General features: G+C 68.3%; 16 protein-coding genes. 9 read left to right on the top strand and 7 right to left on the bottom strand.

Features of this window, described 5'->3' with window-relative positions; translation table 11 throughout:
- Positions 1-8 precede the first annotated feature (8 nt).
- Positions 9-872, top strand: coding sequence for a Cof-type HAD-IIB family hydrolase (locus C5E10_RS12950; RefSeq protein ID WP_104331983.1), 864 nt, complete (start codon positions 9-11; stop codon positions 870-872).
- A gap of 731 nt (positions 873-1,603) precedes the next feature.
- Here C5E10_RS12950 and C5E10_RS12940 read toward each other — a convergent pair.
- From C5E10_RS12940 to C5E10_RS12930, 3 genes are all read right to left on the bottom strand, one after another.
- Complete coding sequence (locus tag C5E10_RS12940) at positions 1,604-2,515, bottom strand: carbohydrate ABC transporter permease (RefSeq protein ID WP_104331981.1); 912 nt, start codon at positions 2,513-2,515, stop codon at positions 1,604-1,606.
- Between the two features lies 1 nt (position 2,516).
- Positions 2,517-3,389 carry a carbohydrate ABC transporter permease gene (locus C5E10_RS12935; RefSeq protein ID WP_219820362.1) on the bottom strand — a complete coding sequence of 291 codons (873 nt, stop codon included), beginning with the start codon at positions 3,387-3,389 and terminating at the stop codon, positions 2,517-2,519.
- A gap of 103 nt (positions 3,390-3,492) precedes the next feature.
- Positions 3,493-4,818: a sugar ABC transporter substrate-binding protein gene (locus tag C5E10_RS12930; protein WP_104331980.1), complete on the bottom strand. Its 1,326-nt coding sequence runs from the start codon at positions 4,816-4,818 to the stop codon at positions 3,493-3,495.
- A gap of 121 nt (positions 4,819-4,939) precedes the next feature.
- On the opposite strand from C5E10_RS12930, the gene C5E10_RS12925 reads away from it, so the two are divergent.
- Genes C5E10_RS12925 through C5E10_RS12915 form a run of 3 tightly spaced genes read left to right on the top strand, consistent with a single transcriptional unit; the run spans position 4,940 to position 7,657 of the window.
- Entirely contained in the window at positions 4,940-5,602 is a 663-nt protein-coding gene (locus tag C5E10_RS12925) for a GntR family transcriptional regulator (protein WP_104331979.1), read from the top strand.
- Complete coding sequence (locus tag C5E10_RS12920; RefSeq protein ID WP_104331978.1) at positions 5,595-6,524, top strand: dihydrodipicolinate synthase family protein; 930 nt, start codon at positions 5,595-5,597, stop codon at positions 6,522-6,524. The genes C5E10_RS12925 and C5E10_RS12920 overlap by 8 nt, the downstream gene beginning before the upstream one ends.
- Positions 6,470-7,657 (top strand): mandelate racemase/muconate lactonizing enzyme family protein, encoded by a 1,188-nt coding sequence (locus C5E10_RS12915; RefSeq protein ID WP_308471717.1) that lies wholly within the window; start codon positions 6,470-6,472, stop codon positions 7,655-7,657. Before C5E10_RS12920 ends, C5E10_RS12915 begins: the two co-directional genes overlap by 55 nt.
- Positions 7,658-7,784: 127 nt before the next feature.
- Here C5E10_RS12915 and C5E10_RS12910 read toward each other — a convergent pair whose 3' ends face one another.
- The 4 genes from C5E10_RS12910 to rhaI are packed head-to-tail and all read right to left on the bottom strand — an operon-like array spanning position 7,785 to position 13,787.
- The gene (locus C5E10_RS12910; protein ID WP_104244852.1) at positions 7,785-9,044 is read right to left on the bottom strand and encodes an alpha-hydroxy acid oxidase; all 1,260 of its coding nucleotides are present in this window, start codon (positions 9,042-9,044) and stop codon (positions 7,785-7,787) included.
- Positions 9,045-9,063: 19 nt separating this feature from the next.
- Positions 9,064-10,545: a rhamnulokinase family protein gene (locus tag C5E10_RS12905; RefSeq protein ID WP_104331977.1), complete on the bottom strand. Its 1,482-nt coding sequence runs from the start codon at positions 10,543-10,545 to the stop codon at positions 9,064-9,066.
- Complete coding sequence (locus C5E10_RS12900) at positions 10,542-12,578, bottom strand: bifunctional aldolase/short-chain dehydrogenase (RefSeq protein WP_104301566.1); 2,037 nt, start codon at positions 12,576-12,578, stop codon at positions 10,542-10,544. Before C5E10_RS12900 ends, C5E10_RS12905 begins: the two co-directional genes overlap by 4 nt.
- 42 nt (positions 12,579-12,620) lie before the next feature.
- Positions 12,621-13,787: an L-rhamnose isomerase gene (gene rhaI, locus C5E10_RS12895; RefSeq protein WP_104244858.1), complete on the bottom strand. Its 1,167-nt coding sequence runs from the start codon at positions 13,785-13,787 to the stop codon at positions 12,621-12,623.
- A 309-nt stretch (positions 13,788-14,096) separates the two neighbouring features.
- Here rhaI and C5E10_RS12890 point away from each other — a divergent pair, with 309 nt between their 5' ends.
- The 5 genes from C5E10_RS12890 (at position 14,097) to C5E10_RS12870 (ending at position 19,755) form a co-directional block, all read left to right on the top strand.
- On the top strand, positions 14,097-15,152 hold the full coding sequence (locus C5E10_RS12890) for an FUSC family protein (protein WP_146080273.1): 1,056 nt from the start codon (positions 14,097-14,099) through the stop codon (positions 15,150-15,152).
- 111 nt (positions 15,153-15,263) lie between these two features.
- Complete coding sequence (locus C5E10_RS12885; protein WP_104331975.1) at positions 15,264-16,604, top strand: MFS transporter; 1,341 nt, start codon at positions 15,264-15,266, stop codon at positions 16,602-16,604.
- Between the two features lie 118 nt (positions 16,605-16,722).
- Positions 16,723-17,790 (top strand): Gfo/Idh/MocA family protein, encoded by a 1,068-nt coding sequence (locus C5E10_RS12880; RefSeq protein ID WP_104331974.1) that lies wholly within the window; start codon positions 16,723-16,725, stop codon positions 17,788-17,790.
- Positions 17,787-18,644: a DUF6807 family protein gene (locus tag C5E10_RS12875; RefSeq protein WP_104331973.1), complete on the top strand. Its 858-nt coding sequence runs from the start codon at positions 17,787-17,789 to the stop codon at positions 18,642-18,644. Before C5E10_RS12880 ends, C5E10_RS12875 begins: the two co-directional genes overlap by 4 nt.
- Positions 18,645-18,744: 100 nt before the next feature.
- Positions 18,745-19,755 (top strand): LacI family DNA-binding transcriptional regulator, encoded by a 1,011-nt coding sequence (locus C5E10_RS12870; RefSeq protein WP_104331972.1) that lies wholly within the window; start codon positions 18,745-18,747, stop codon positions 19,753-19,755.
- Positions 19,756-19,760: the final 5 nt, after the last annotated feature.

The following is a 19,760-nucleotide window of genomic DNA, read 5'->3' as shown; positions in this document are numbered from 1 at the left end:
TGGAGCGCATGGCAGATACCGTTCTCGAGACCGCCGACCGCCACTACGAGTCATCGCTCGAGGGCGACGACGTGCGCCTCGTCGTCGCCGACATGGACGGCACGCTGCTGCTCGACGACCACACGGTTCCCGACGCGTTCTGGGCTCTCCTGCAGCGGATGCGCGAGGCCGGGGTCGAGTTCACCCCCGCGAGCGGCCGACAGTACGCGACCCTCGCGAAGCTCTTCGAACGCGACTCAGACGGCATGTCGTTCATCGCCGAGAACGGCACGTTCGTGGTTCGCGACGGCCAGGAGGTCAGCTCGCTGACGCTCGATGAGTCGTTCATCCGGCAGGCGATCGCGCTGCTGCGTGGGCTCATCGAGAGAGGCCACGACCTCGGGGTCGTGCTGTGCGGCAAGAAGTCGGCGTACATCGAGCGCGGCGACGACGTGTTCATCGCCGAGGCCCGCAACTACTACGAGGCGCTCACGGTCGTCGACGACATGCTCGACACCGATGACGAGTACGTGAAGATCGCCGTCTACGACTTCGCCGAGGTCGAGACCGGGGCGGCCGCAGAGGTGGACGAGCTGCGCGAGTCCCACCGGGTCGTCGTGTCGGGCCACCACTGGATGGACATCATGCCGCCGGAGGCCAACAAGGGCCTCGCGGTGCGTCAGCTGCAGGAGCGCCTCGGCGTGACCGCGGCGCAGACAGCGGTCTTCGGCGACTTCTTCAACGACGTCGAGATGTTCGCGGAAGCGGAGCGCTCCTACGCGATGGCGGGCGCGCATCCCGAGGTCAAGAAGCTCGCGAAGTACTTCGCCCCCTCCAACGAGGAGCAGGGCGTCGTCACCGTCGTGAGCGCGCTCCTCGACGCGCAGGCGTAGCGCTCCAGACCAGTTGTTTCCGCGCCCCGGGATGCGACCGTGATGGGTTTCGGCGACCGTGATGGGTTTTCGCTCGGGCTCGTGATGGGTTTTCGCGACTGGTGATGGGTTCTTTCCCATCACGGTCACCGAAACCCATCACGACTGCTCGTGCTCCCAGCTGAATGCCCACGGCTGGCGTCCGCCCCCTCGCAGACAAGGCCGTCACCGCGGACAGTTGTGGCCGGGCACCATCGAGCAAAGTTGTGGCCTGGCGCTGTTCCCCGGAAGGGGAACGACATCAAGCCACAACTCTGCCGTGTCGGTCCCTCGGACCAGGAACAGGGCGTCGTCACCGTCGCGACCACGCTGCTCGGCGCGCAGGCAGAGGGCGAGGAGCTTTTACGCAGAGACGAGGTGACCCAAGGCAGGACTCTGTCGACTTCGGCGCAGTTCCGGCCCATTCGCTGAAGCGTGGTCAACGGCGGCGTCGAGGTAGCTCCCCTCGACGATGACATCCGCGAACAGCTCGGCCTGTGCCGCAGTCCGTTCGATCTCACCACGGAGGCGAACCTCGTCGAGGTGAGTCTCAGCTGCCGCGATCGCGACCAGATCGTGGTCTCCTCCCAGCGCCGCAGCAACAGCGCGGAGCGCCCGAGCTCGTCCGATTCGCCCCAGGGCCCGATGCCCCAAGGCCGCGTGCGAACTGGCCACGACCACTTCGGCGACACTCGGCTCAGCTGTAGCGACGCTCACCCCTTGACCGCGCCCGCGCTCAGCCCCTGGACGAGGTACTTCTGCACGTAGGCGAAGACCGCGACGACAGGAACCACCGCGACCACGCCGCCCGCCGCGAGCGCCCCGAAGTCGGTGCCGAACTCGCCGAGCAGGTAGCTGAGGCCGACCGGGATCGTGAACTGATCCTGCGACGTGATGAACATGATCGCGAACAGGAAGTTGTTCCATGCACTGATGAACGCGAACGAGCCGACAGCGACGATGCCCGGCTTCAGGAGGGGCAGCACGACGGTGATGAAGGCCCGGAACCGGGAGCACCCATCCACCCACGCCTGCTCCTCCAGATCGATCGGCACGTTGCGTATGAAGCCGGCCATCAAGACAAGCGACAGCGGCAGTTGGAAGACGGTGTCGGAGATGATGAGCGCCCAGAGCGAGTTCGTCAGCCCGAGCCCGTTGAATACCTGGAAGAGCGGGATCAGGAGCATGGCGCCCGGGATGAACTGCGTGCACAGCATGATCAGCACGAATGCCGACTTGCCGCGGAACGCGAAGCGGGCGAGCGCGTAGCCGCCGAGGAGTCCGATCACCGTCGAGATGATGAGGCTGACGCCGGCGACGTACAGGCTGTTGAGGAAGAAGACGCCGAAGCCGTTGCCGTTCCACACCTTGATGAAGTGGTCGAACGTGATCGGCCACGGGACGAGCGAGGTCGACCCGGCGGGGCGGAACGCGAAGAGCAGCATCCAGTAGAACGGGACGAGCGTGAAGATGAGCGCGATGGTCAGCGGCACGGCGAGCAGGAGCCGGTCGAGCAGCGGCTTCGGTCGCGGCTTGTTGAGCGGCGCCTGCGTCTTGCTCCGCGGCACCTCGGGTTCGGTGGGCGCCGGGAGCCCCTGCGGTTGCGCGAGTGTGGTGAGGGACATGTCAGTTCTCCCGTCCGAAGCGGTTGGCTCGGAGATAGATCACGGTGAACACGATGAGGATGATGAAGGCGATGACGGTGAGGGCTGAGCCGTAGCCGAACTCGCGGTCGAAGATCGCGGTCTGAGCGACGTAGAGCGGAAGCGTCGTCGTCGATCCGGCGGGCCCACCGCCCGTCAGGGTGAAGAGGAGATCGACGTTGTTGAACTCCCACACCGCCCTGAGCAGGGTCGCGATGACAACGGCCTGCCGCACGTGGGGCCAGGTGATCGACACGAACTTGCGGATGCGGCCCGCGCCGTCCATCTCGGCGGACTCGTAGAGGTCCTGCGGCACCGACTGCAGGTCCGCGAGGATGAGGATCGCGAAGAACGGGGCGCCCTTCCAGAGCTCCGCGAGCACTGCGGCCCAGAAGGCGGTTCCCTCACCGGACAGCAGCGAGGTTCCGTACTGCACGAGGCCCATGTCGGCGAGGTACCGGCCGAGGCCCGTGGTCGGGTTGTAGATGAGCAGCCAGATCGTGGTCGTCAGGATCCCGGCAACAGCCCACGGCGTGAAGACCAGCGAGCGGACGATGCCGCGGCCCTTGAACGCCTGGTTGATGAGGAGCGCCAAGACCATGCCGAACACGAACTGGAGTCCGACCTCGACAACCACCCATTGGAAGGTGAAGCCGAGGCTGCGCCAGAACTTCTCGTCTGCGGCGATGTCGGCGAAGTTGCCCAGGCCGACGAAGCCGTTGTAGATGGGGAACGTCGGGTTGTACTGCTGCAGGCTGTAGTAGAAGACGCTGCCGACCGGGTAGACCAGGAAGATCAGCACCAGTGCGGCGGCGGGCGCGATCAGCGCGTACGGATACCACTTGGTGCGGTTCATCCGCCGTCGGGGAGGCTTCTGAAGAGGGACCGTTTTCGTCATCATTTCCTTTCCACCGTGGCGGGAGAGAGAGCTCCCGCCACGGTGAAGCTCGGTCGTAGGATCACGAGGTGAGTTCCAGGAACCGTTCGTTGGCCTCTGTGAGCGAATCCGCCCACTTGGAGCAGAACTCGGAGGCGGTCATCTGGCCCTGCAGGACCCGCTGCCAGTCCGGGAGCATGTCGGTTCCCGTGATGGAGGTCCACTCGGGCAGGTAGTAGGGCACGTTCATGGAGACGGCGTTCGGGCTCTGGCTCGCTGCGATGGCGGTCGAGATGGCCGGGTTGTCCTGCACCCACTGGTCTTCGAAGACCGCGGTGTTGCCCGGGATGTACCCGGAGGCCTCTGCCCAGAAGCTGTTGCCCTCCTGGCTCATGGTGAACTCGAGGAACTTCGCCGCAGCTTCCTTCTTCTCGCTCTGCTCGAACATGGCGAATCCGGCTGTGACACGCCCGATGACCTCGACTCCGTTCTCTGCTGGGAACGGTGCATGCACGGCGATCTGCTCGGGCTCGAGCGTTTGGAGCATGGTCGGGTACGAGCCGATGGAGTGGCTCAGCATCCCCGCTCCCCCGCCGGTGAACTGGGCGATCATCACCTTGAAGTCGGCCGTCAGGTCGCTTTCGGCCGTCGTGGCCTTGTAGAGCTCTGCGTACTTCTCGGTCGCCTCGACGATGGCGGGGTCGTCGAGCGTGGCCTTTCCGCTCTCGTCGAAGATCTCCGAGATGCCAGCGCGGGTGTAGACCATCTCCATGAACTGCGGGAAGAAGCCGTTTCCTCCGCGGATCGTGTACCCGAACTGCCCGGTGGACTGATCAGTGAGGGCGACGGCGGCCGCGTCGAACTCCTCCCAGGTCGTGGGGGCCTCGAGACCCGCATCGGCGAGCCAATCGGCACGGGAGTACAAGGTGTCGGCGATGGCGGTCGCCGGGGTCATGTAGAGGGCACCGTCCGGCACTGCCTTTCTGGTGCTGTCGACGAGGCCGGGATCAAGCTGGTCCTCCCAGTTGCCGTCCGCGATGAGGTCATCGATCGGGGCAAGCGCACCCTGCGCGACAAGCGCGGACAGGTCCGAGGCCTTCGGGGTGACGAGGTCCGGGGTCGAGTTCGTGGCGATCGCGGTGCCGATCTTCTGCATGTAGGAGTCGGTCGGCAACCCGAGGTATTCGACTTTGATGTCCGGGTTCTCGGCCTCGAACATCGAGATCAGCTCCTGCAGGCTCTCGGTCCGCTCAGGGCGCGTGTCCGTATCCCAGAGCTGGAGCGTGACGACACCGTCTTCGCTGGCGTCACCTCCGCCGGCGCACGCCGTGAGTGCGAGGGTCGTTGTGAGCGCACCTGCGAGCGCGATGGTCGTGAGCTTCCGTCTCCGGGGGTGAGAACGCGTCATTGCGATTCCTTTCGTGGCGTCGTTGCCTCAACAGCGCCAATCGGCGATGCGGTCGATCATATACTAGACACCATACATGCTCGATTAGATCGTGCTAGTGTCCATCTCGAAGGAGGGCCACATGAGCTTTGAACCCTTGGCCCCGATGGCGACGCCGTTGTCGCGTACGGGGCATGTTGTTGAATCACTGAGGAAGTCGATCCTCTCCGGAGCACTTCGAGCTGGGCAGCCCCTGGTCGAATCAGAGCTCGCGGCGAGCTTCGGGGTCTCCAAGACCCCCGTGCGAGAAGCGCTCAAGACGCTGGCGGGCCTCGGCCTGGTCTCGATGATGGAGTACCGCGGAGCCGTCGTGAGGTCTGTCGACTTCGAGATGGCACGATCCGTCTTCGAAGTTCGCTGCCTCCTCGAACCCGAGGCCGTGAGACTCGCCGTAACCAACGGCATCGACCTCGCGGCGGCACGAGTCGCGCTCGAGCGCTCGGAGGCGGCGGCCGACAGCGCCGAGCGAAGCATCGCCAATCGCGACTTCCACCGCCTCACCTACGCAAGCTGCGGCAACCCGCTTCTGCTCTCGATGCTCGACGACCTCCGCGACCAGACCGCTCTCATCAGCGTGACCGCCTGGCGAAACGGCATCACCTGGGTCCATGAGGCTCACGAGCACGTGGCGATCCTCGAAGCTGCCGAACGAGGAGACGCAGCCGAAGCCAAGCATCTCGTCGACCTCCACATCCGACGCTTCACGGAACACGCCCTCTCCCTCCTGGAGGAACACGATGCATGAGAACGCTGCCCGCCTCGCTGACGTCGTCGCGATCCCCGTGACGCCTTTCACCGACGGGGCTGTCGACTTCGACGACCTCCGCGTCGTCCTCGACCGGATGCTCGAAGCAGGCGTGCGAGTCCTGACACCCAACGGCAACACGGGTGAGTTCTACGCTCTTCGCCCCGACGAGCGGCTGCAGGTGCTTCAGTCCGTTGCCGCGCACGCCGCCGGCCGCGCGTTGATCGTCGCCGGCGTCGGCTTCGACACCGAGACGGCCATCGCCGACGGACTCGCAGCCGCCGCCGCTGGCGCCGAGATGGTGATGATCCATCAGCCGGTGCATCCGTATATCTCCCGTGCAGGCTGGATCGACTACCACGCGACGATCGCGGATGCGCTCCCAGAGCTGGGCGTCGTGCTCTACATCCGCAACCCCTGGGTGACCGGTGACATGATCGCCCAGCTCTCGGCGCGCTGCCCGAATGTGGTCGGAGTGAAGTACGCGGTCGCCGACCCCGTCATGTTCGCGCGAGTGAAAGGCGCGGCTCCGCACCTCGTCTGGATCGCGGGGCTCGCCGAACCGTACGCCCTCTCGTACTTCGCGCACGGTGCGACCGGTTTCACCTCGGGTCTCGTCTGCGTCAACCCGCGACTCTCCCTCGAACTCCTCCGCACGCTGCAAGCCGGCGATCTCAGCGCAGCACGACGCCTGACGGAGTCGATCAGCGAGTTCGAGGAGCTCAGAGCACTCGACTCGAACGCCAACAACGTCAGCGTCATCAAGGAGGCACTCTTCCAGCTCGGGATCGGCTCGAAGGCCGTGCGTCCGCCCAGCCATGAGGTCGACGAGGCGACCGCGGCGCGGGTCTCGAGGATCCTCGCCGAATGGTCGGTCGAGCACGAGCTGCAGCCGAGCGTCGACCTCGCGGCGAACGCGTGAAGATCGTCGGCCTCGAGGCGTTCCTCGCGCGCGTCGGCGACCGCCCCCGCGTGCTCGTTCGCCTCGACACCGATGAGGGTGTGTCCGGCTGGGGAGAGGCCTACAACCACGGGCCGGATGGGGCGCTCTTCCCGATCTTCCAGTACCTGCTCGAGCAGATCGAGAACGAGGATCCGACTCGAGTCGAGCACGTCACGCAGAAGATGCTGCGCCTGGCGCGCTTCCCACCGGGCGCGCTCGGCCTGGCGGCCATCGCCGCGATCGACCACGCCCTGTGGGACATCGCGGCCCGCTCGCTCGGGGTGCCGGTCTACCGCCTCCTCGGAGGTCGCGTGCGAGACCGGGTCAGCGTCTACTGCGGCCTCTACGCGGCCCCAGACCCGGAAGACGTTCGAGACCGCACCGCAGAGCTCAACGAGCGCTACGGGTTCACGTCCTTCAAGCTGAGCCCGTGGCGTTCTGACATCCACGAGCGCAGATGGGGCCTTGTCGTGAACGAGGTGGCCTCGTACTTCGGCGACATCCGAGAGCACGCGGATCCACGCTGGGATTTCGGCTTCGACGCCCACGCCCAGATCTTCGAACCGTACAAGGCGATCGAGCTGGGCAACGCGCTCGCCCCTTACCAGCCGATGTTCCTCGAGGAACCGCTCAGACCCGAGCACTTCGCGTCCTGGGGGCACCTCCGGAGTCAGCTCAGGGTTCCGCTTGCAACCGGCGAGAGCCTCTATTCGGCCCACGAGTTCCTCTCGCTCTTCAACGCCGGCGGAGTGGACATCGCACAGCCCGACATCGCGGTGGTCGGTGGGCTGTCGCAGATGCGCCGTATCGCGACCGTCGCCGAGCTGCACAACATCATGCTTGCCCCGCACAACCCCATGGGACCGTTGGCCACCGCGCACAATGTGCACTTCGCGGCCGCTTGCAGCAACTTCCTGACACTCGAGTACAAGTTCGACGACACCACCTGGTGCCCGGATCCCTATCTCCCGCGGGATGGCTATCTGGACCTGCGCGACGACCGGCCAGGCTGGGGCGTCACCGTCGATGAAGAGGCCCTGCGAGCGTCGGACACCACCGTCTGGCACCGCGCCTTGAACGTCCGGCCTGATGGCGCCTGGGGCTGGGCCTAGCCCACCCTGTTCAGGCCGAGCGCACAGTTGTGGCCTGGTGCAGTTCCCCGGAGAGGGAACGGCACCAGGCCACAACTCTGCCGCGTTGATGCGCGCGGCTTAGCTTCGGCGGGGCAGACCGCACGGGCTACACGCGGTCGGGGGCCGCTTCGATGAACGTCGTCGGCACGTAGCGCTTCAGCTGCGTGACGTGCGACGGGTTCAGCTCCTCGAGGGAGTGCGCACCGAGCAGCTTCATGGTGCGGATGATCTCGTCGGAGAGGATCGCGATGGTGCGGTCGACGCCCTCGCGCCCGCCGGCCATGAGGCCGTACAGGTAGGCGCGGCCGATCATCGTGAAGTTCGCGCCGAGTGCGACGGACGCGACGATGTCGGCGCCGTTCATGATGCCGGTGTCGACGCCGATTTCGAGGTCCTTGCCGACCTCGCGTGCAACGGCGGGGAGCAGGTGGAAGGGGATCGGAGCCCGATCCAGCTGCCGCCCGCCGTGGTTGGAGAGGACGATGCCGTCGACGCCGAGGTCGGCGAACGTCTTCGAGTCCTCCAGGTTCTGGACGCCCTTGATGACGATCTTGCCCGGCCACATCTCGCGGATGACCTTGAGGTCCTCGAAGTTGATCGTCGGGTCCATCGCCGAGTCGAGCAGCTCGCCGACCGTGCCGCCCGTCGTCGCGAGCGACGCGAACTCGAGCTTCGGAGTGGTGAGGAAGTCGATCCACCACCAGGGGCGCGGGATGGCGTTGATGATCGTGCCGACGGTCAGCTGCGGCGGGATCGAGAAGCCGTTGCGCTTGTCGCGCAGGCGGGCGCCGGCGACGGGGGTGTCGACCGTGAAGTGCAGCGTGTCGAAGCCAGCCTTCGCGGCGCGCTCGACGAGGCCGTAGGAGATCGAGCGGTCCTTCATGACGTACAGCTGGAACCAGTTGCGGCCGTTCGGGTTGACCTTCGCGACCTCTTCGATCGTCGTCGTTCCGAGCGTCGACAGGGTGAAGGGGATGCCCGCGGCGGCGGCGGCACCGGCACCGGCGGTCTCGCCCTCGGTCTGCATGAGGCGCGTGAACCCGGTCGGAGCGATCGCGAACGGCATCGCCATCGGCCCGCCGAGCACGGTGCTCGACGTGTCGACGTTCGCGACGTCGCGCAGCACGGACGGGTTGAACTCCACATCCCGGAACGCGGTGCGCGCCCGGCGCAGCGACAGCTCGCCCTCGGCGGCGCCGTCGGTGTAGTCGAACGCCGCCTTCGGGGTGCGCCGCTTCGCGATGCGTCGCAGGTCCTCGATCGTGAGCGCCGAGTTGAGGCGGCGGCGACGGCCGTTGAGGTCGGGCTTCTTGAACTGCATGAGCTCGAGCAGCTCGAGGGGCTTGGGGGCTTGACGTTTCACCATGGGGCAGCTGCCTTTGCTTCTATCGGGTGATCTTCGGGTCGTAGCGGGTGATCTGCGTCGATCTGGCGACGATGGAGCGGATCTCAGAGAGACTGTCGGGGATCCAGCCGTGCGCGCGCGCCTGCACAAGCAGGTTACCCATCGCGGTCGCCTCGACGGGGCCCGCGAGCACGGGCATCCCAGATCGGTCGGCCGTCGCCTGGCAGAGGAGCGCGTTCTGCGATCCGCCGCCGACGATGTGGATGACGCTCACCGGATGCTCGGCGAGGGTCGAGGCTGTCGTGACGGCCTCGGCGAACGCCTGCGCGAGGCTCTCCACGATCGAGCGGACGATGCCGGCTGGCGTCGTCGGTGCCTCGAGGCCACGCTGGGTGAGCCACTCGGCGATGCGCCCTGGGATGTCGCCTGGCGCCATGAAGACGGGGTCGTTGACGTCGAAGATCGGCACGTCGCCGCCTACCTGGGCGGCGTCGGCGAGCAGCTGCTGGAGGGTGCTCGAGCGCTGCGCGTCCGTCGCCGCCGGCTCCCAGTGCCGCTGCGATTCCGACAGCAGCCAGAGGCCCATGACGTTGTGCAGGAAGCGCACGCGGCCGTCGACGCCGCCCTCGTTCGTGAAGTTCGCCTCGCGGGCGGCGTCGGTGACGACCGCCTCGTCGAGCTCGAGGCCGACGAGGCCCCACGTGCCGCACGAGATGTACGCGAAGTCGCGCCCCTCGTTGGGGATGGCGACGATCGCGGAGGCCGTGTCGTGGGAGCCGACCGCGACGACGTCGATGTCACGCCCGACGACGCGTGCCGCCTCGCCCTCGAGCGAGCCGAGCACGGCACCAGGGTCGACGAGGTGCGGCAGGATGCTGGCGGGAACCCCCACGCGCTCGGCGAGCTCCGCATCCCACTCACGCGTGTCGGCGCGAAGCAGACCCGTCGTCGAGGCGTTGGTGCGCTCGGCGACCTGCGCACCCGTCAGCCAGTAGGCGAGCAGGTCGGGCAGGAGCAGCAGCTGGTCGGCGAGGCCCAGCAGCTCACCGTCGGTCGCAAGCTGGAAGACCGTGTTGAAGGGCAGGTGCTGGAGGCCGTTGCGGCGGTAGAGCTCTTCGGCTGAGGCGATGGCGTGCACGGCTTCGACGCCCCGGGCGGTCCGCTCGTCGCGGTACGCGTACGGGACCCCGAGGACACGACCCTCGCGCAGCAGCGCGTAGTCGACCGCCCACGAGTCGATGCCGATGCTCGCGATCTGGCCGGGCGCGTCCCGCTCGGCAGCGGCCAGCCCGTCGAGGACATGCTGGTAGAGGCCGAGGAGGTTCCAGTGCAGCCCGTCGCGTGTGCGGACGGGGTTGTTCGGGAAGCGCGCCTCGTGGCGCATCGTGAGCACGCCGTCCGTGATCGTGCCCGTGATGACGCGACCGCTCGTGGCTCCGAGATCGACCGCCGCGACCGTGCGAGGCGCATCCGCCCCGCCCCGGCCCGCGGCGCTCGATCCCTGCGCAGCAGACTCGGTCATCGCAGGAAGGCCGCCGCGACGCCCGAGTCGACGGGGATGTGCAGGCCGGTCGTGCGTGTGAGCTCGGGGCCTGTGAGCACGTACACCGCGTCGGCGACGTTCTCCGGCACGACCTCGCGCTTGAGGATGGTGCGGTTCGCGTAGTACTGGCCGAGGTCCTCTTCCTTGACGCCGTAGGTCGCGGCGCGGTTGGCGCCCCAGCCTGCCGCGAAGATGCCGGAGCCGCGCACGACGCCGTCGGGGTTGATGCCGTTGACGCGGATGCCGTGCTCGCCGAGCTCGACCGCGAGGAGGCGGACCTGGTGGGCCTGGTCGGCCTTCGTCGCCGAGTACGCGATGTTGTTCGGGCCAGCGAAGACGGAGTTCTTCGAGGAGATGTAGATGACGTCGCCGCCGAGCTTCTGCTCGATGAGCGCCTTGGCGGCGGCCTTCGACACGAGGAAGGAGCCCTTCGCCATGACGTCGTGCTGCAGGTCCCAGTCCTTCTCGGTCGTCTCGAGGAGCGGCTTCGAGAGGGAGAGGCCCGCGTTGTTGACGACGAGGTCGATGCCGCCGAACGCGAGGAGGGTCGCGTCGATGGCAGCCTGCACGCCTGCGGCGTCCGCGACGTTCGCTGCGACGCCGATCGCGACGTCGGTGCCGCCGAGCTCGGCGGCGGCGGCCTGCGCCTTCTCGAGGTCGAGGTCGGCGACGACGACGCACGCGCCTTCGGCTGCGAGGCGGGTCGCGATGGCCTTGCCGATACCGGATGCGGCACCCGTGACGAAGGCGATGCGGCCCTGGTGCGTCTTGGGCTTCGGCATGCGCTGCAGCTTGGCCTCCTCGAGCGCCCAGTACTCGATGCGGAACTTCTCCTCGTCGGAGATCGGGGAGTAGCTCGAGAGCGCCTCGGCGCCGCGCATCACGTTGATCGCGTTCAAGTAGAACTCACCGGCGACGCGGGCGGTCTGCTTGTTCTTGCCGTAGGAGAACATGCCGACGCCGGGGACGAGCACGATGAGCGGGTCGGCGCCACGGATGGCGGGCGACTCGGCCGTCGCGAACTTGTCGTAGTAGGCCTTGTAGTCGGCGCGGTACGCCGCGTGCAGCTCCTCGAGGCGAGCGCGCTGCTCCTCGACGGATGCCGTGGTCGGCAGGTCGAGCACGAGCGGCTTGACCTTGGTGCGCAGGAAATGGTCGGGGCAGCTCGTGCCGAGGGCGGCGAGCTCGGTGAGCTTCTCGCTCGCGAGGAAGTCGAGCACGCGCTCATCGTCGGTGAAGTGCCCGATCATGGGGGCGTCGTGCGAGGCGACGGCGCGGATCGACGGCGCGAGGGCCGCCGCGCGTGCACGGCGCTCGTCGGCGGGGAGCGCCTCGAAGCCGCTCACGACGCCGCCGAAGGGGTCCGCTTTGCCGTGTGCATCGATGTACGCCGAGGCGGTCTCGATGATCCAGAGCGAGTTGCGCTCCGACTCCTCGGAGGTGTCGCCCCACGCGGTGATGCCGTGCCCGCCGAGGATGCAGCCGATGGCCTGCGGGTTCTCGTCCTTGATGTTGGCGATGTCGAGGCCGAGCTGGAAGCCGGGGCGGCGCCAGGGCACCCAGACGACCTTGTCGCCGAAGATCTTCGCCGTCAGCTCCTCGCCGTCGGCCGCTGTCGCGATCGCGATGCCCGAGTCGGGGTGCAGGTGGTCGACGTGCGCCGCGTCCACGAGGCCGTGCATGGCCGTGTCGATCGACGGGGCCGCGCCTCCCTTGCCGTGCAGGCAGAAGTCGAAGGCCGCGACCATCTCGTCCTCGCGCTCGACGCCCGGGTAGACGTTCGTGAGCGCGCGGAAGCGGTCGAGGCGGAGCACGGCGAGGCCCTGCTCGGTGAGCGTTCCGAGGTCTCCCCCGGAGCCCTTCACCCAGAGCAGCTCGACGGGCTCGCCCGTCACCGGGTCGGTCTCGGTGCCCTTCGCGGAGGTGTTCCCACCCGCGTAGTTCGTGTTCTTCGGGTCTTCGCCGAGGCGGTTGCTGCGCGAGATGAGATCGGCTGCTGCTGGGTTCGTCATGTCAGTTCCTTCGAAGCTCGTGAGGTCGGTGAGGGGTGACGCTTACGCGCCCCAGCTGGCCTGGACGCCGCCGACGCGCTCCTCGGCGACCTGCTGCTCGTACCCGGATGCACGGAACGCGGCGAGCGGGTTCGCGGGCAGGCCGCGGGACTCGCGCCACTCGGCGAGGGCGGGGCGCACGTCGGTCGAGAACGCGTCCATGTAGATCTCGTGTGCGACGAGCACGTCGCCGGACTTCTGCGCCGCCGTGAGGGCGTCCTTGTCGATGAGCAACGCGCGGGCCGTCATCTCCTGCACGTTGAGGACGGAGCGCATCTGGCCCTGGATCTTCGACTCCACGTTGTGGCACTGGTCGAGCATGAAGGCCACGTCGGGGTTGTTGAGCCCACCGCCGCGGATGACCTCGGCGAGGATGCGGAACAGCTGGAACGGGTCAGCCGAGCCGACGATGAGGTCGTCGTCGGCGTAGAAGCGCGAGTTGAAGTCGAAGGAGCCGAGGCGGCCGAGGCGCAGCAGCTGCATGACGATGAATTCGATGTTCGTGCCGGGCGCGTGGTGGCCGGTGTCGAGGCAGACCATGGCCTTGTCGCCGAGGGCCGCGACCTGCACGTAGCTCGTGCCCCAGTCCGGAACGTCGGTGTGGTAGAACGCCGGCTCGAAGAACTTGTACTCGAGCACGAGGCGCTGGTCGTCGCCGATTCGGGCGTAGATCTCCTGCAGCGAGTCGTGCAGGCGGTCCTGACGGCCGCGCAGGTCGGCCTGGCCGGGGTAGTTGGAGCCCTCGGCGAGCCAGATCTTCAGGTCGCGCGATCCGGTCTCGTCCATGACGTCGATGCAGCGGAGGTGGTGGTCGATGGCCTTACGGCGCACCGCTGCGTCCTCGTGCGTGAGGGCGCCGAACTTGTAGTCGTCGTCCTGGAACGTGTTGGAGTTGATCGTGCCCAGCTCGACGCCGAGGTCTTCGGCGTGCTTGCGGAGCGCGCCGAAGTCGTCGACGACGTCCCACGGGATGTGGAGGGCCACGCTCGGGGCGAGCGCGGTGTACGTGTTGACCTGGGCTGCGTCGGAGATCTTCTCGAACGGGTCGCGCGGCGTGCCTGCCGTCTGGAACACCTTGAATCGGGTGCCTGAGTTGCCGAACGCCCAGGACGGGAGCTCGATGCCCTGTCCTTCGAGCGCTGCAAGCTGGTCTGCGGAGAGGATGCTCACGGTTCGTCGCCTTCGTTGGTCGGTTGCGGATGCGCTCCCGGGCCGAACGACGTCGTCCACGGCTTCGGGAACTCGATTCACGGTGTGCGGGCGAGGGCGGATGCCTGTTCGCGCCGAACCGTATTGAATCGTTTCAGTGATCTCAGATTACGAGCCGGAGTGAATCGTGTCAAGCACGCGCGGCGGTTCACGCAGGCTCGCCGTGGCGAGCCCGGCGGAAGATCCGCGTGAACACGGGCGAAACCCGCATCCACTACCCTCGGAAAGCGCATTCCAGGACAGAGCACGAGCAGGGACCATCGCACGCACATGACACGAACCCACCCGATGGCCGAGCTGCCACACCCCCGCCGCCTCTTCGACCTCGGCCCCCACAACGGCGCCCACCGCGTCGCGATCCGCGCCGGCATCTCCGTGGGTGTCCCACTTCTGATCCTGTGGAGCATCGGGCACGTCGAGCTCGCGCTCTACTCGACCTTCGGCGCCTTCGTCTCGTTCTACGGGCGCAGCCACTCGCACGTGATCCGCGCTCGCCTGCAGAGCGGCGTCGCCATCGGCATGGTCGGCGCCGTCAGCGTCGGCGCCGCGGTGAGCCTCTCCGAGCAGCGCGAGTGGCTCGTCCTCCCGGCGACCGCCGTCTACGCGGCGGTCATCACGGGTGCCGCCCAGAGGTTCGGATGGAAGCCGACTGGCGCGCTCTTCCCCGTCTTCGCGCTCTCCGCGACGGCGTCCATCCCGGGAGGCGAGGCGGATGCGCTCCTCGCGGCCGGCACGGCCGCCGCGTCGGCCGCGTTCGCCCTGATCGTCGGCATCGCGGGCCTGACCCGGCCAGCCGCCCGCGACTTCGAGCGCCGGGCACGAGCATCCGCCACCCCGACTCGACCCGAGAGGCTGGACGCCAGCGCGGCAGTGGGCGCTGGCCTCGTCGTCGGCGTCGCGGGACTCATCCCCACGTCTCTCGGGCTCGACTACCCCTACTGGGCCATGGTCGCGGCCGCCGCCGCGCTCGCGACCTCCGGCCCCGACGAGCAGCTGGTGCGGGCCGGCCACCGCCTCACGGGGACCATCGCGGGCGTCGGGGTCGCATGGCTGATCATGGCCGTCGACCTGCCTCCGCTCGTGACGATCGCGGTCATCTGCGTGCTGCAGATGTGCGCGGAGCTGTTCGTCGTGCGCAACTACGGACTCGCCCTCGTCTTCGTCACCCCGCTGGCGCTGGTCATGCTCGACTTCGCGCACCCGCAGCCCGATCTCACCCTGCTCTTGGCCAGGGTCCTGGAGACGGCCATCGGCGTCGCAGTCGTGATCGTGACCGCCCTGGCCTGGCGCTGGGCGGAGCGCTCACGGGCGCAGGCGGCGGGTTGAGACCTTCGTCGCGATCGCACTTGACACGTTTCAGAGCGAGTGGCAAAGTGGAAAGCGCTTACCCACTCCGAGTGGGATATCGAACATGGTCAAAGATGACGAGGATTTTCAATGACGAGAACACAGAGTGACACTGGTGCGGTGTCACAGGAGAACGAGGGCAAGACGCCCCGCAAGGCCGCGCTCAGCGGATGGATCGGCAGCGTCCTCGAGTACTACGACTTCACGCTCTACTCGCAGGCGGCGGCCCTGGTCTTCCCCGTCGTCTTCTTCCCGACCGGCGACCCCACCGTCGCCCTCATCTCCTCGCTCGCGACCTACGCCGTCGGCTACGTCGCGCGCCCCATCGGAGCCATCGTGCTCGGCAACTGGGGAGACAAGCACGGCCGCAAGAACGTGCTCGTCATCGCGATGCTCCTCATGGGCCTCTCGACGCTCGCCGTCGGGTTCCTCCCCACCTACGACCAGATCGGCCTCTGGGCGCCCCTGATCCTCGTGTTCCTGCGCCTCATCCAGGGCTTCGCCGTCGCCGGCGAGCTCGGCGGTGCGAGCGCCATGATCGTCGAGCACGCCCCAGCCGGCAGACGAGGGTTCTTCGCGAGCTTCGGCCTGCAGGGCACCCAGGCCGGCTCGATCATCGCGACCGCCGTGTTCATCCCCCTCACCGCGGTCCTCACGGACGAAGCCTTCATCGAGTGGGGCTGGCGCATCCCGTTCATGCTGAGCGCCGTCGTCGTCCTCGCCGGCTTCCTCATCCGCAAGCACGTCGAAGAGCCGCCTGCCTACACCCGCTCGCTCGCGGTCCAGCAGGCCCAGAACCGCCAGGCGCCCGTCGTCGAGCTCTTCAAGAACAACGGCTGGACGGTCTTCCGCGCCATCCTCATGACCCTCGCCAACGTCGCCGGCGTCACGACGCTGGTCTTCGGAACGAGCTTCGCGACGCAGGAGGCCTACGGCGTCGCGATGCCTGCCTCCACGTTCCTGTGGGTGCCGCTCATCGCCAACGTGGCGGCCGTCATCGTCATCCCCGTCTTCGGCATGCTCTCCGACAAGATCGGACGCCGCACGCTCATGATCGTCGGCTCCTTCGGCTCCGGGCTCGTCGCGATCGGCTACCTCACCGCCATCCAGTCCGGCAACCTCGTGCTCACGATCGTGCTCGCGATCCTCATGATGGGCGTGCTCTTCCAGATGTGGAACGCCACCTTCGCGACGTTCTTCCAGGAGCTGTTCCCGACGCAGACCCGAGTGACCGGCTTCGCGATCTCGCAGAACGTCGGCCTCATGATCGTCGCCTTCCTGCCCTCGATCTTCACGTTCGTGGCCCCTCCGGGCTCGGACAACGTGCCGCTCGTCGTCGGCGGGCTCACTCTCGCAATCGCCACCGTCTCAGCCCTCGCGACCCTCCTCACCCCGGAGACGCGCGGCAAGGACATCGAGAACCACGACTGAAGCGACCCGAAGGAGCGCTGACCGAGGCCGTCCCCGCGCGGGGGCGGCCTCGACCGGCATCGAGGACACCGCACGCGCCGACATCGGCGAGACTGCATCACGACGGGACGAGGACACCATGACGAGAATGCACGCAGCCATCGTGGGCACCGGCGACGTCGCTCGACTGCACGCCGAGGCGATCGCCGCCAGGGACGACGCGGAGGTGGTGGTCGCCGTGGACGTCGACGCGGACCGGGCAGCCGCCTTCGCCCAGAAGTACGGCATCCCGCGCTCCGCGACCTCGCTGCCAGACGGGCACCTCGACGTCGTGCACCTCTGCACTCCGCCGGCAGGGCACGCGGCCCAGGCAGAAGACGCCTTCGCGCGCGGGGCTCACGTCGTCGTCGAGAAGCCGCCGGCGCTCACCCTCCACGACGTCGACCGGATGGTCGCAGCCGGCGAGGCCGCGGGCAGGAACCTCGCCGTGGTCTTCCAGCAGCGCACCGGCACCGCGACGGCGCACGTCAAGCGCCTCCTCGACGACGGCCACCTCGGGCGCCCGCTCCTCGCCCGCTGCGACACCTTCTGGTTCAGGGACGACACGTACTTCGCCGCGCCGTGGCGAGGCACGTGGGCGAACGAAGGCGGCGGGACGACCCTCGGCCACGGCATCCACCAGCTCGATCTGCTCGCCTACCTCCTCGGCGAGGTGGATGAGGTGCAGGGCCAGACCTGGCGCCTTGCGCGCGACATCGAGACGGAGGACGTCTCGACGGCGGTGCTGCGCTTCGAGTCCGGCGTCGTCGCGACGGCGATGACCAGCGCCGTCTCGCCCAGGCAGGTGAGCTCCATCCGCATCGACACCGAACTCGCGACGGTCGAGCTCGAGCACCTCTACGGGCACGGGCACGCCAACTGGCGCATCACCCCACGCCCGGGGGCGGATGCGCCGAGCAGCTGGGCGTTCCCCGCGGCCGAACGGCCGAGCGGGCACGACGCGTACATCGACGCCGTCTACCCCTCCCTCGCGGCAGGTGCCGCGCTGCCGGACGTCGCCTCCGCGCCCGCCAGGTCCATGGAGATCGTGGCCGCCCTCTACGCGTCGAGCGAGCGCTCGGCCGCCGTCACCCTCCGTGAGGTCAGGGAGTCAGGCGAGCTGCGCGGACAGATGTCCGCGCAGGTGCGCGACGAGCGCCGGTCATGAGCTCCCCCTCCCGCGAAGAGCTGCCCTTCGGCCTCGGCACGGTCGTGCACCGCGACCCGAGCGCGCTGCCGATCGAGTCGCCCCGCCCCTACGTGCATCCGCTGCGCACCCCCGCGGGCGCCGTCGTGAGCGACTTCCGGCCCGCCGACCACACCTGGCACTGGGGCCTCTCCGTGACCGTCGCGAACATCCGCATCGGCGACGCCGATCACGACGTCAACCTGTGGGGCGGCGTGACCTGGGTGGCTGGTCGAGGCTACGTGCAGCTCGACAACAACGGCTCGCAGACGGTCGACGAGACGCAGCCGGTCGACGGCACGCGGCTCACGTGGCGCGAGGCCGACGGCTCCGCGTTCCTGCGGGAAGAGCGGATGCTCGACGCGAGCATCCGCGACGACGACGGGCGCAGCGTCGGCGTCCTCGATGTCAGCAGCCGCTGGACGAACCTCCGCGACGCCGAGCTCGCGTTCGGCTCGCCTACGACCGCCGGCCGCCCGGACGCCGGCTACGGCGGACTGTTCCTGCGACTGCACCCCAGCTTCTCGGGCGCGCGCCCGCTGTCGCCGCTGCTGCCCGCCGACCCGGACGCCACCCTGCACGGCGCGGAAGCCGCCTGGCTGGGTCTCGAGAGCGGACCCGCGACCGTCGTCATGGGCGCGCATCCAGCGAACCCGGTCTCCCCCACCCCGTGGTTCGTGCGGAACGACGCCACCCCCATGCTCTGCGCGGCCCCGTTCTTCCACGAGGAGTGGAGGCTGGGGCCCGGCGAGGGCGCGACGTGGCGCTGGCGCATCCTCCTCTCCGACTCGCCGCTCCGCGCCGAACACATCACCCGTCTGCTCGACGAGGCCTGAGCGGCGAGCCTCCGTGGCCTTCGGAGTTGCCGCCCACGAGCGAGGCACCCGCCCCGCAGACCCCGCGTGCCCTAGCATCGCTGTACACCGAAGGAGGCCCATGGCAGTCAGCGTGCGCGACGTCGCGACACTCGCAGGCGTCTCCGTTGGCACGGTCTCGAACGTGCTGAACCACCCAGAGAAGGTCTCGAAGGCCACCGTCGACAAGGTGCAGTCGGCCATCGAGGAGCTCGGCTTCGTGCGCAACGACGCCGCCAGGCAGCTGCGCGCCGGCGAGAGCCGCACCGTCGGCCTCATCGTCCTCGACCTCCGCAACCCGTTCTTCACGGAGGTCGCGCGAGGCGCCGAAGAGCGCGCCGCCGAGCTCGGCTTCTCCGTCCTCGTCGCCAACAGCGACGAGCAGGAGGAACGCGAGCGCACCCACCTCGGCCTCTTCGAGGAGCAGCGGGTCTTCGGCGTGCTCGTCACCCCCATGGCCGCCAACATGCCCCAGCTCGAGCGGCTCCACAAGCGCGGAACCCCCGTCGTGCTCGTCGACCGCGAGAGCGCCGACGAACGCTACCCGTCCGTCGCCGTGGACGACCGCACCGGCGGCCGCATCGCCGTCGAGCATCTCCTCGAGACAGGGCACCGCCGCGTCGCGTTCCTCGGCGGGCCGATGGAGATCCAGCAGGTCACCGACCGCTTCGAGGGCGCCCGCGACGCGGTGCGCGAGGTCCCGGACGCGACGCTCGAGGTGCTGGCGACGGATGCGCTCTCCATGTCAGAGGGCAGGCGGGCGGGGCTGCTCCTCGCCGAGCGCGACGGCGCCGATCTCCCTGACGCGGTCTTCGCGGCGAACGACATGCTCGCGCTCGGGCTCCTGCAGAGCCTCCAGGGCACGAGCCACGCGACAGTGCCGGAGAGCATCGCGCTCATCGGCTACGACGACATCGACTTCGCGGCCTTCGCGTCGACCTCGCTCAGCTCCATCCACCAGCCGGCGCACCTCATCGGCTCGAAGGCCATGGACCTGCTCGTCGCCGCGGCCCGGGACCCGACCTCGACCCCCGAGCACATCCGCTTCACCCCCGAACTCGTCGCCCGCGCCTCAACGGCCCCCCACGCCTGACTGCC

Source organism: Pseudoclavibacter sp. RFBG4, assembly GCF_002931515.1.
In the GTDB taxonomy this organism is placed as follows: Bacteria; Actinomycetota; Actinomycetes; order Actinomycetales; family Microbacteriaceae; genus Pseudoclavibacter.
Note: the sequence above shows the minus strand (reverse complement) of the source record. Positions and strands in the feature narration are given on the sequence as shown.

Bases quoted from the DNA above. Each gene is read 5' to 3' on its own strand.
- C5E10_RS12930 (WP_104331980.1), bottom strand. From the start codon at position 4,818: ATGACGCGTTCTCACCCCCGGAGACGGAAGCTCACGACCATCGCGCTC.
- C5E10_RS12950 (WP_104331983.1), top strand. From the start codon at position 9: ATGGCAGATACCGTTCTCGAGACCGCCGACCGCCACTACGAGTCATCG.
- C5E10_RS12875 (WP_104331973.1), top strand. From the start codon at position 17,787: ATGAGCTCCCCCTCCCGCGAAGAGCTGCCCTTCGGCCTCGGCACGGTC.
- C5E10_RS12905 (WP_104331977.1), bottom strand. From the start codon at position 10,545: ATGACCGAGTCTGCTGCGCAGGGATCGAGCGCCGCGGGCCGGGGCGGG.
- C5E10_RS12890 (WP_146080273.1), top strand. From the start codon at position 14,097: ATGACACGAACCCACCCGATGGCCGAGCTGCCACACCCCCGCCGCCTC.
- C5E10_RS12915 (WP_308471717.1), top strand. From the start codon at position 6,470: ATGGTCGGTCGAGCACGAGCTGCAGCCGAGCGTCGACCTCGCGGCGAA.
- C5E10_RS12925 (WP_104331979.1), top strand. From the start codon at position 4,940: ATGAGCTTTGAACCCTTGGCCCCGATGGCGACGCCGTTGTCGCGTACG.
- C5E10_RS12885 (WP_104331975.1), top strand. From the start codon at position 15,264: ATGACGAGAACACAGAGTGACACTGGTGCGGTGTCACAGGAGAACGAG.
- C5E10_RS12940 (WP_104331981.1), bottom strand. From the start codon at position 2,515: ATGTCCCTCACCACACTCGCGCAACCGCAGGGGCTCCCGGCGCCCACC.
- C5E10_RS12880 (WP_104331974.1), top strand. From the start codon at position 16,723: ATGACGAGAATGCACGCAGCCATCGTGGGCACCGGCGACGTCGCTCGA.
- C5E10_RS12910 (WP_104244852.1), bottom strand. From the start codon at position 9,044: ATGGTGAAACGTCAAGCCCCCAAGCCCCTCGAGCTGCTCGAGCTCATG.
- C5E10_RS12870 (WP_104331972.1), top strand. From the start codon at position 18,745: ATGGCAGTCAGCGTGCGCGACGTCGCGACACTCGCAGGCGTCTCCGTT.
- C5E10_RS12935 (WP_219820362.1), bottom strand. From the start codon at position 3,389: ATGAACCGCACCAAGTGGTATCCGTACGCGCTGATCGCGCCCGCCGCC.
- C5E10_RS12900 (WP_104301566.1), bottom strand. From the start codon at position 12,578: ATGACGAACCCAGCAGCAGCCGATCTCATCTCGCGCAGCAACCGCCTC.
- C5E10_RS12920 (WP_104331978.1), top strand. From the start codon at position 5,595: ATGCATGAGAACGCTGCCCGCCTCGCTGACGTCGTCGCGATCCCCGTG.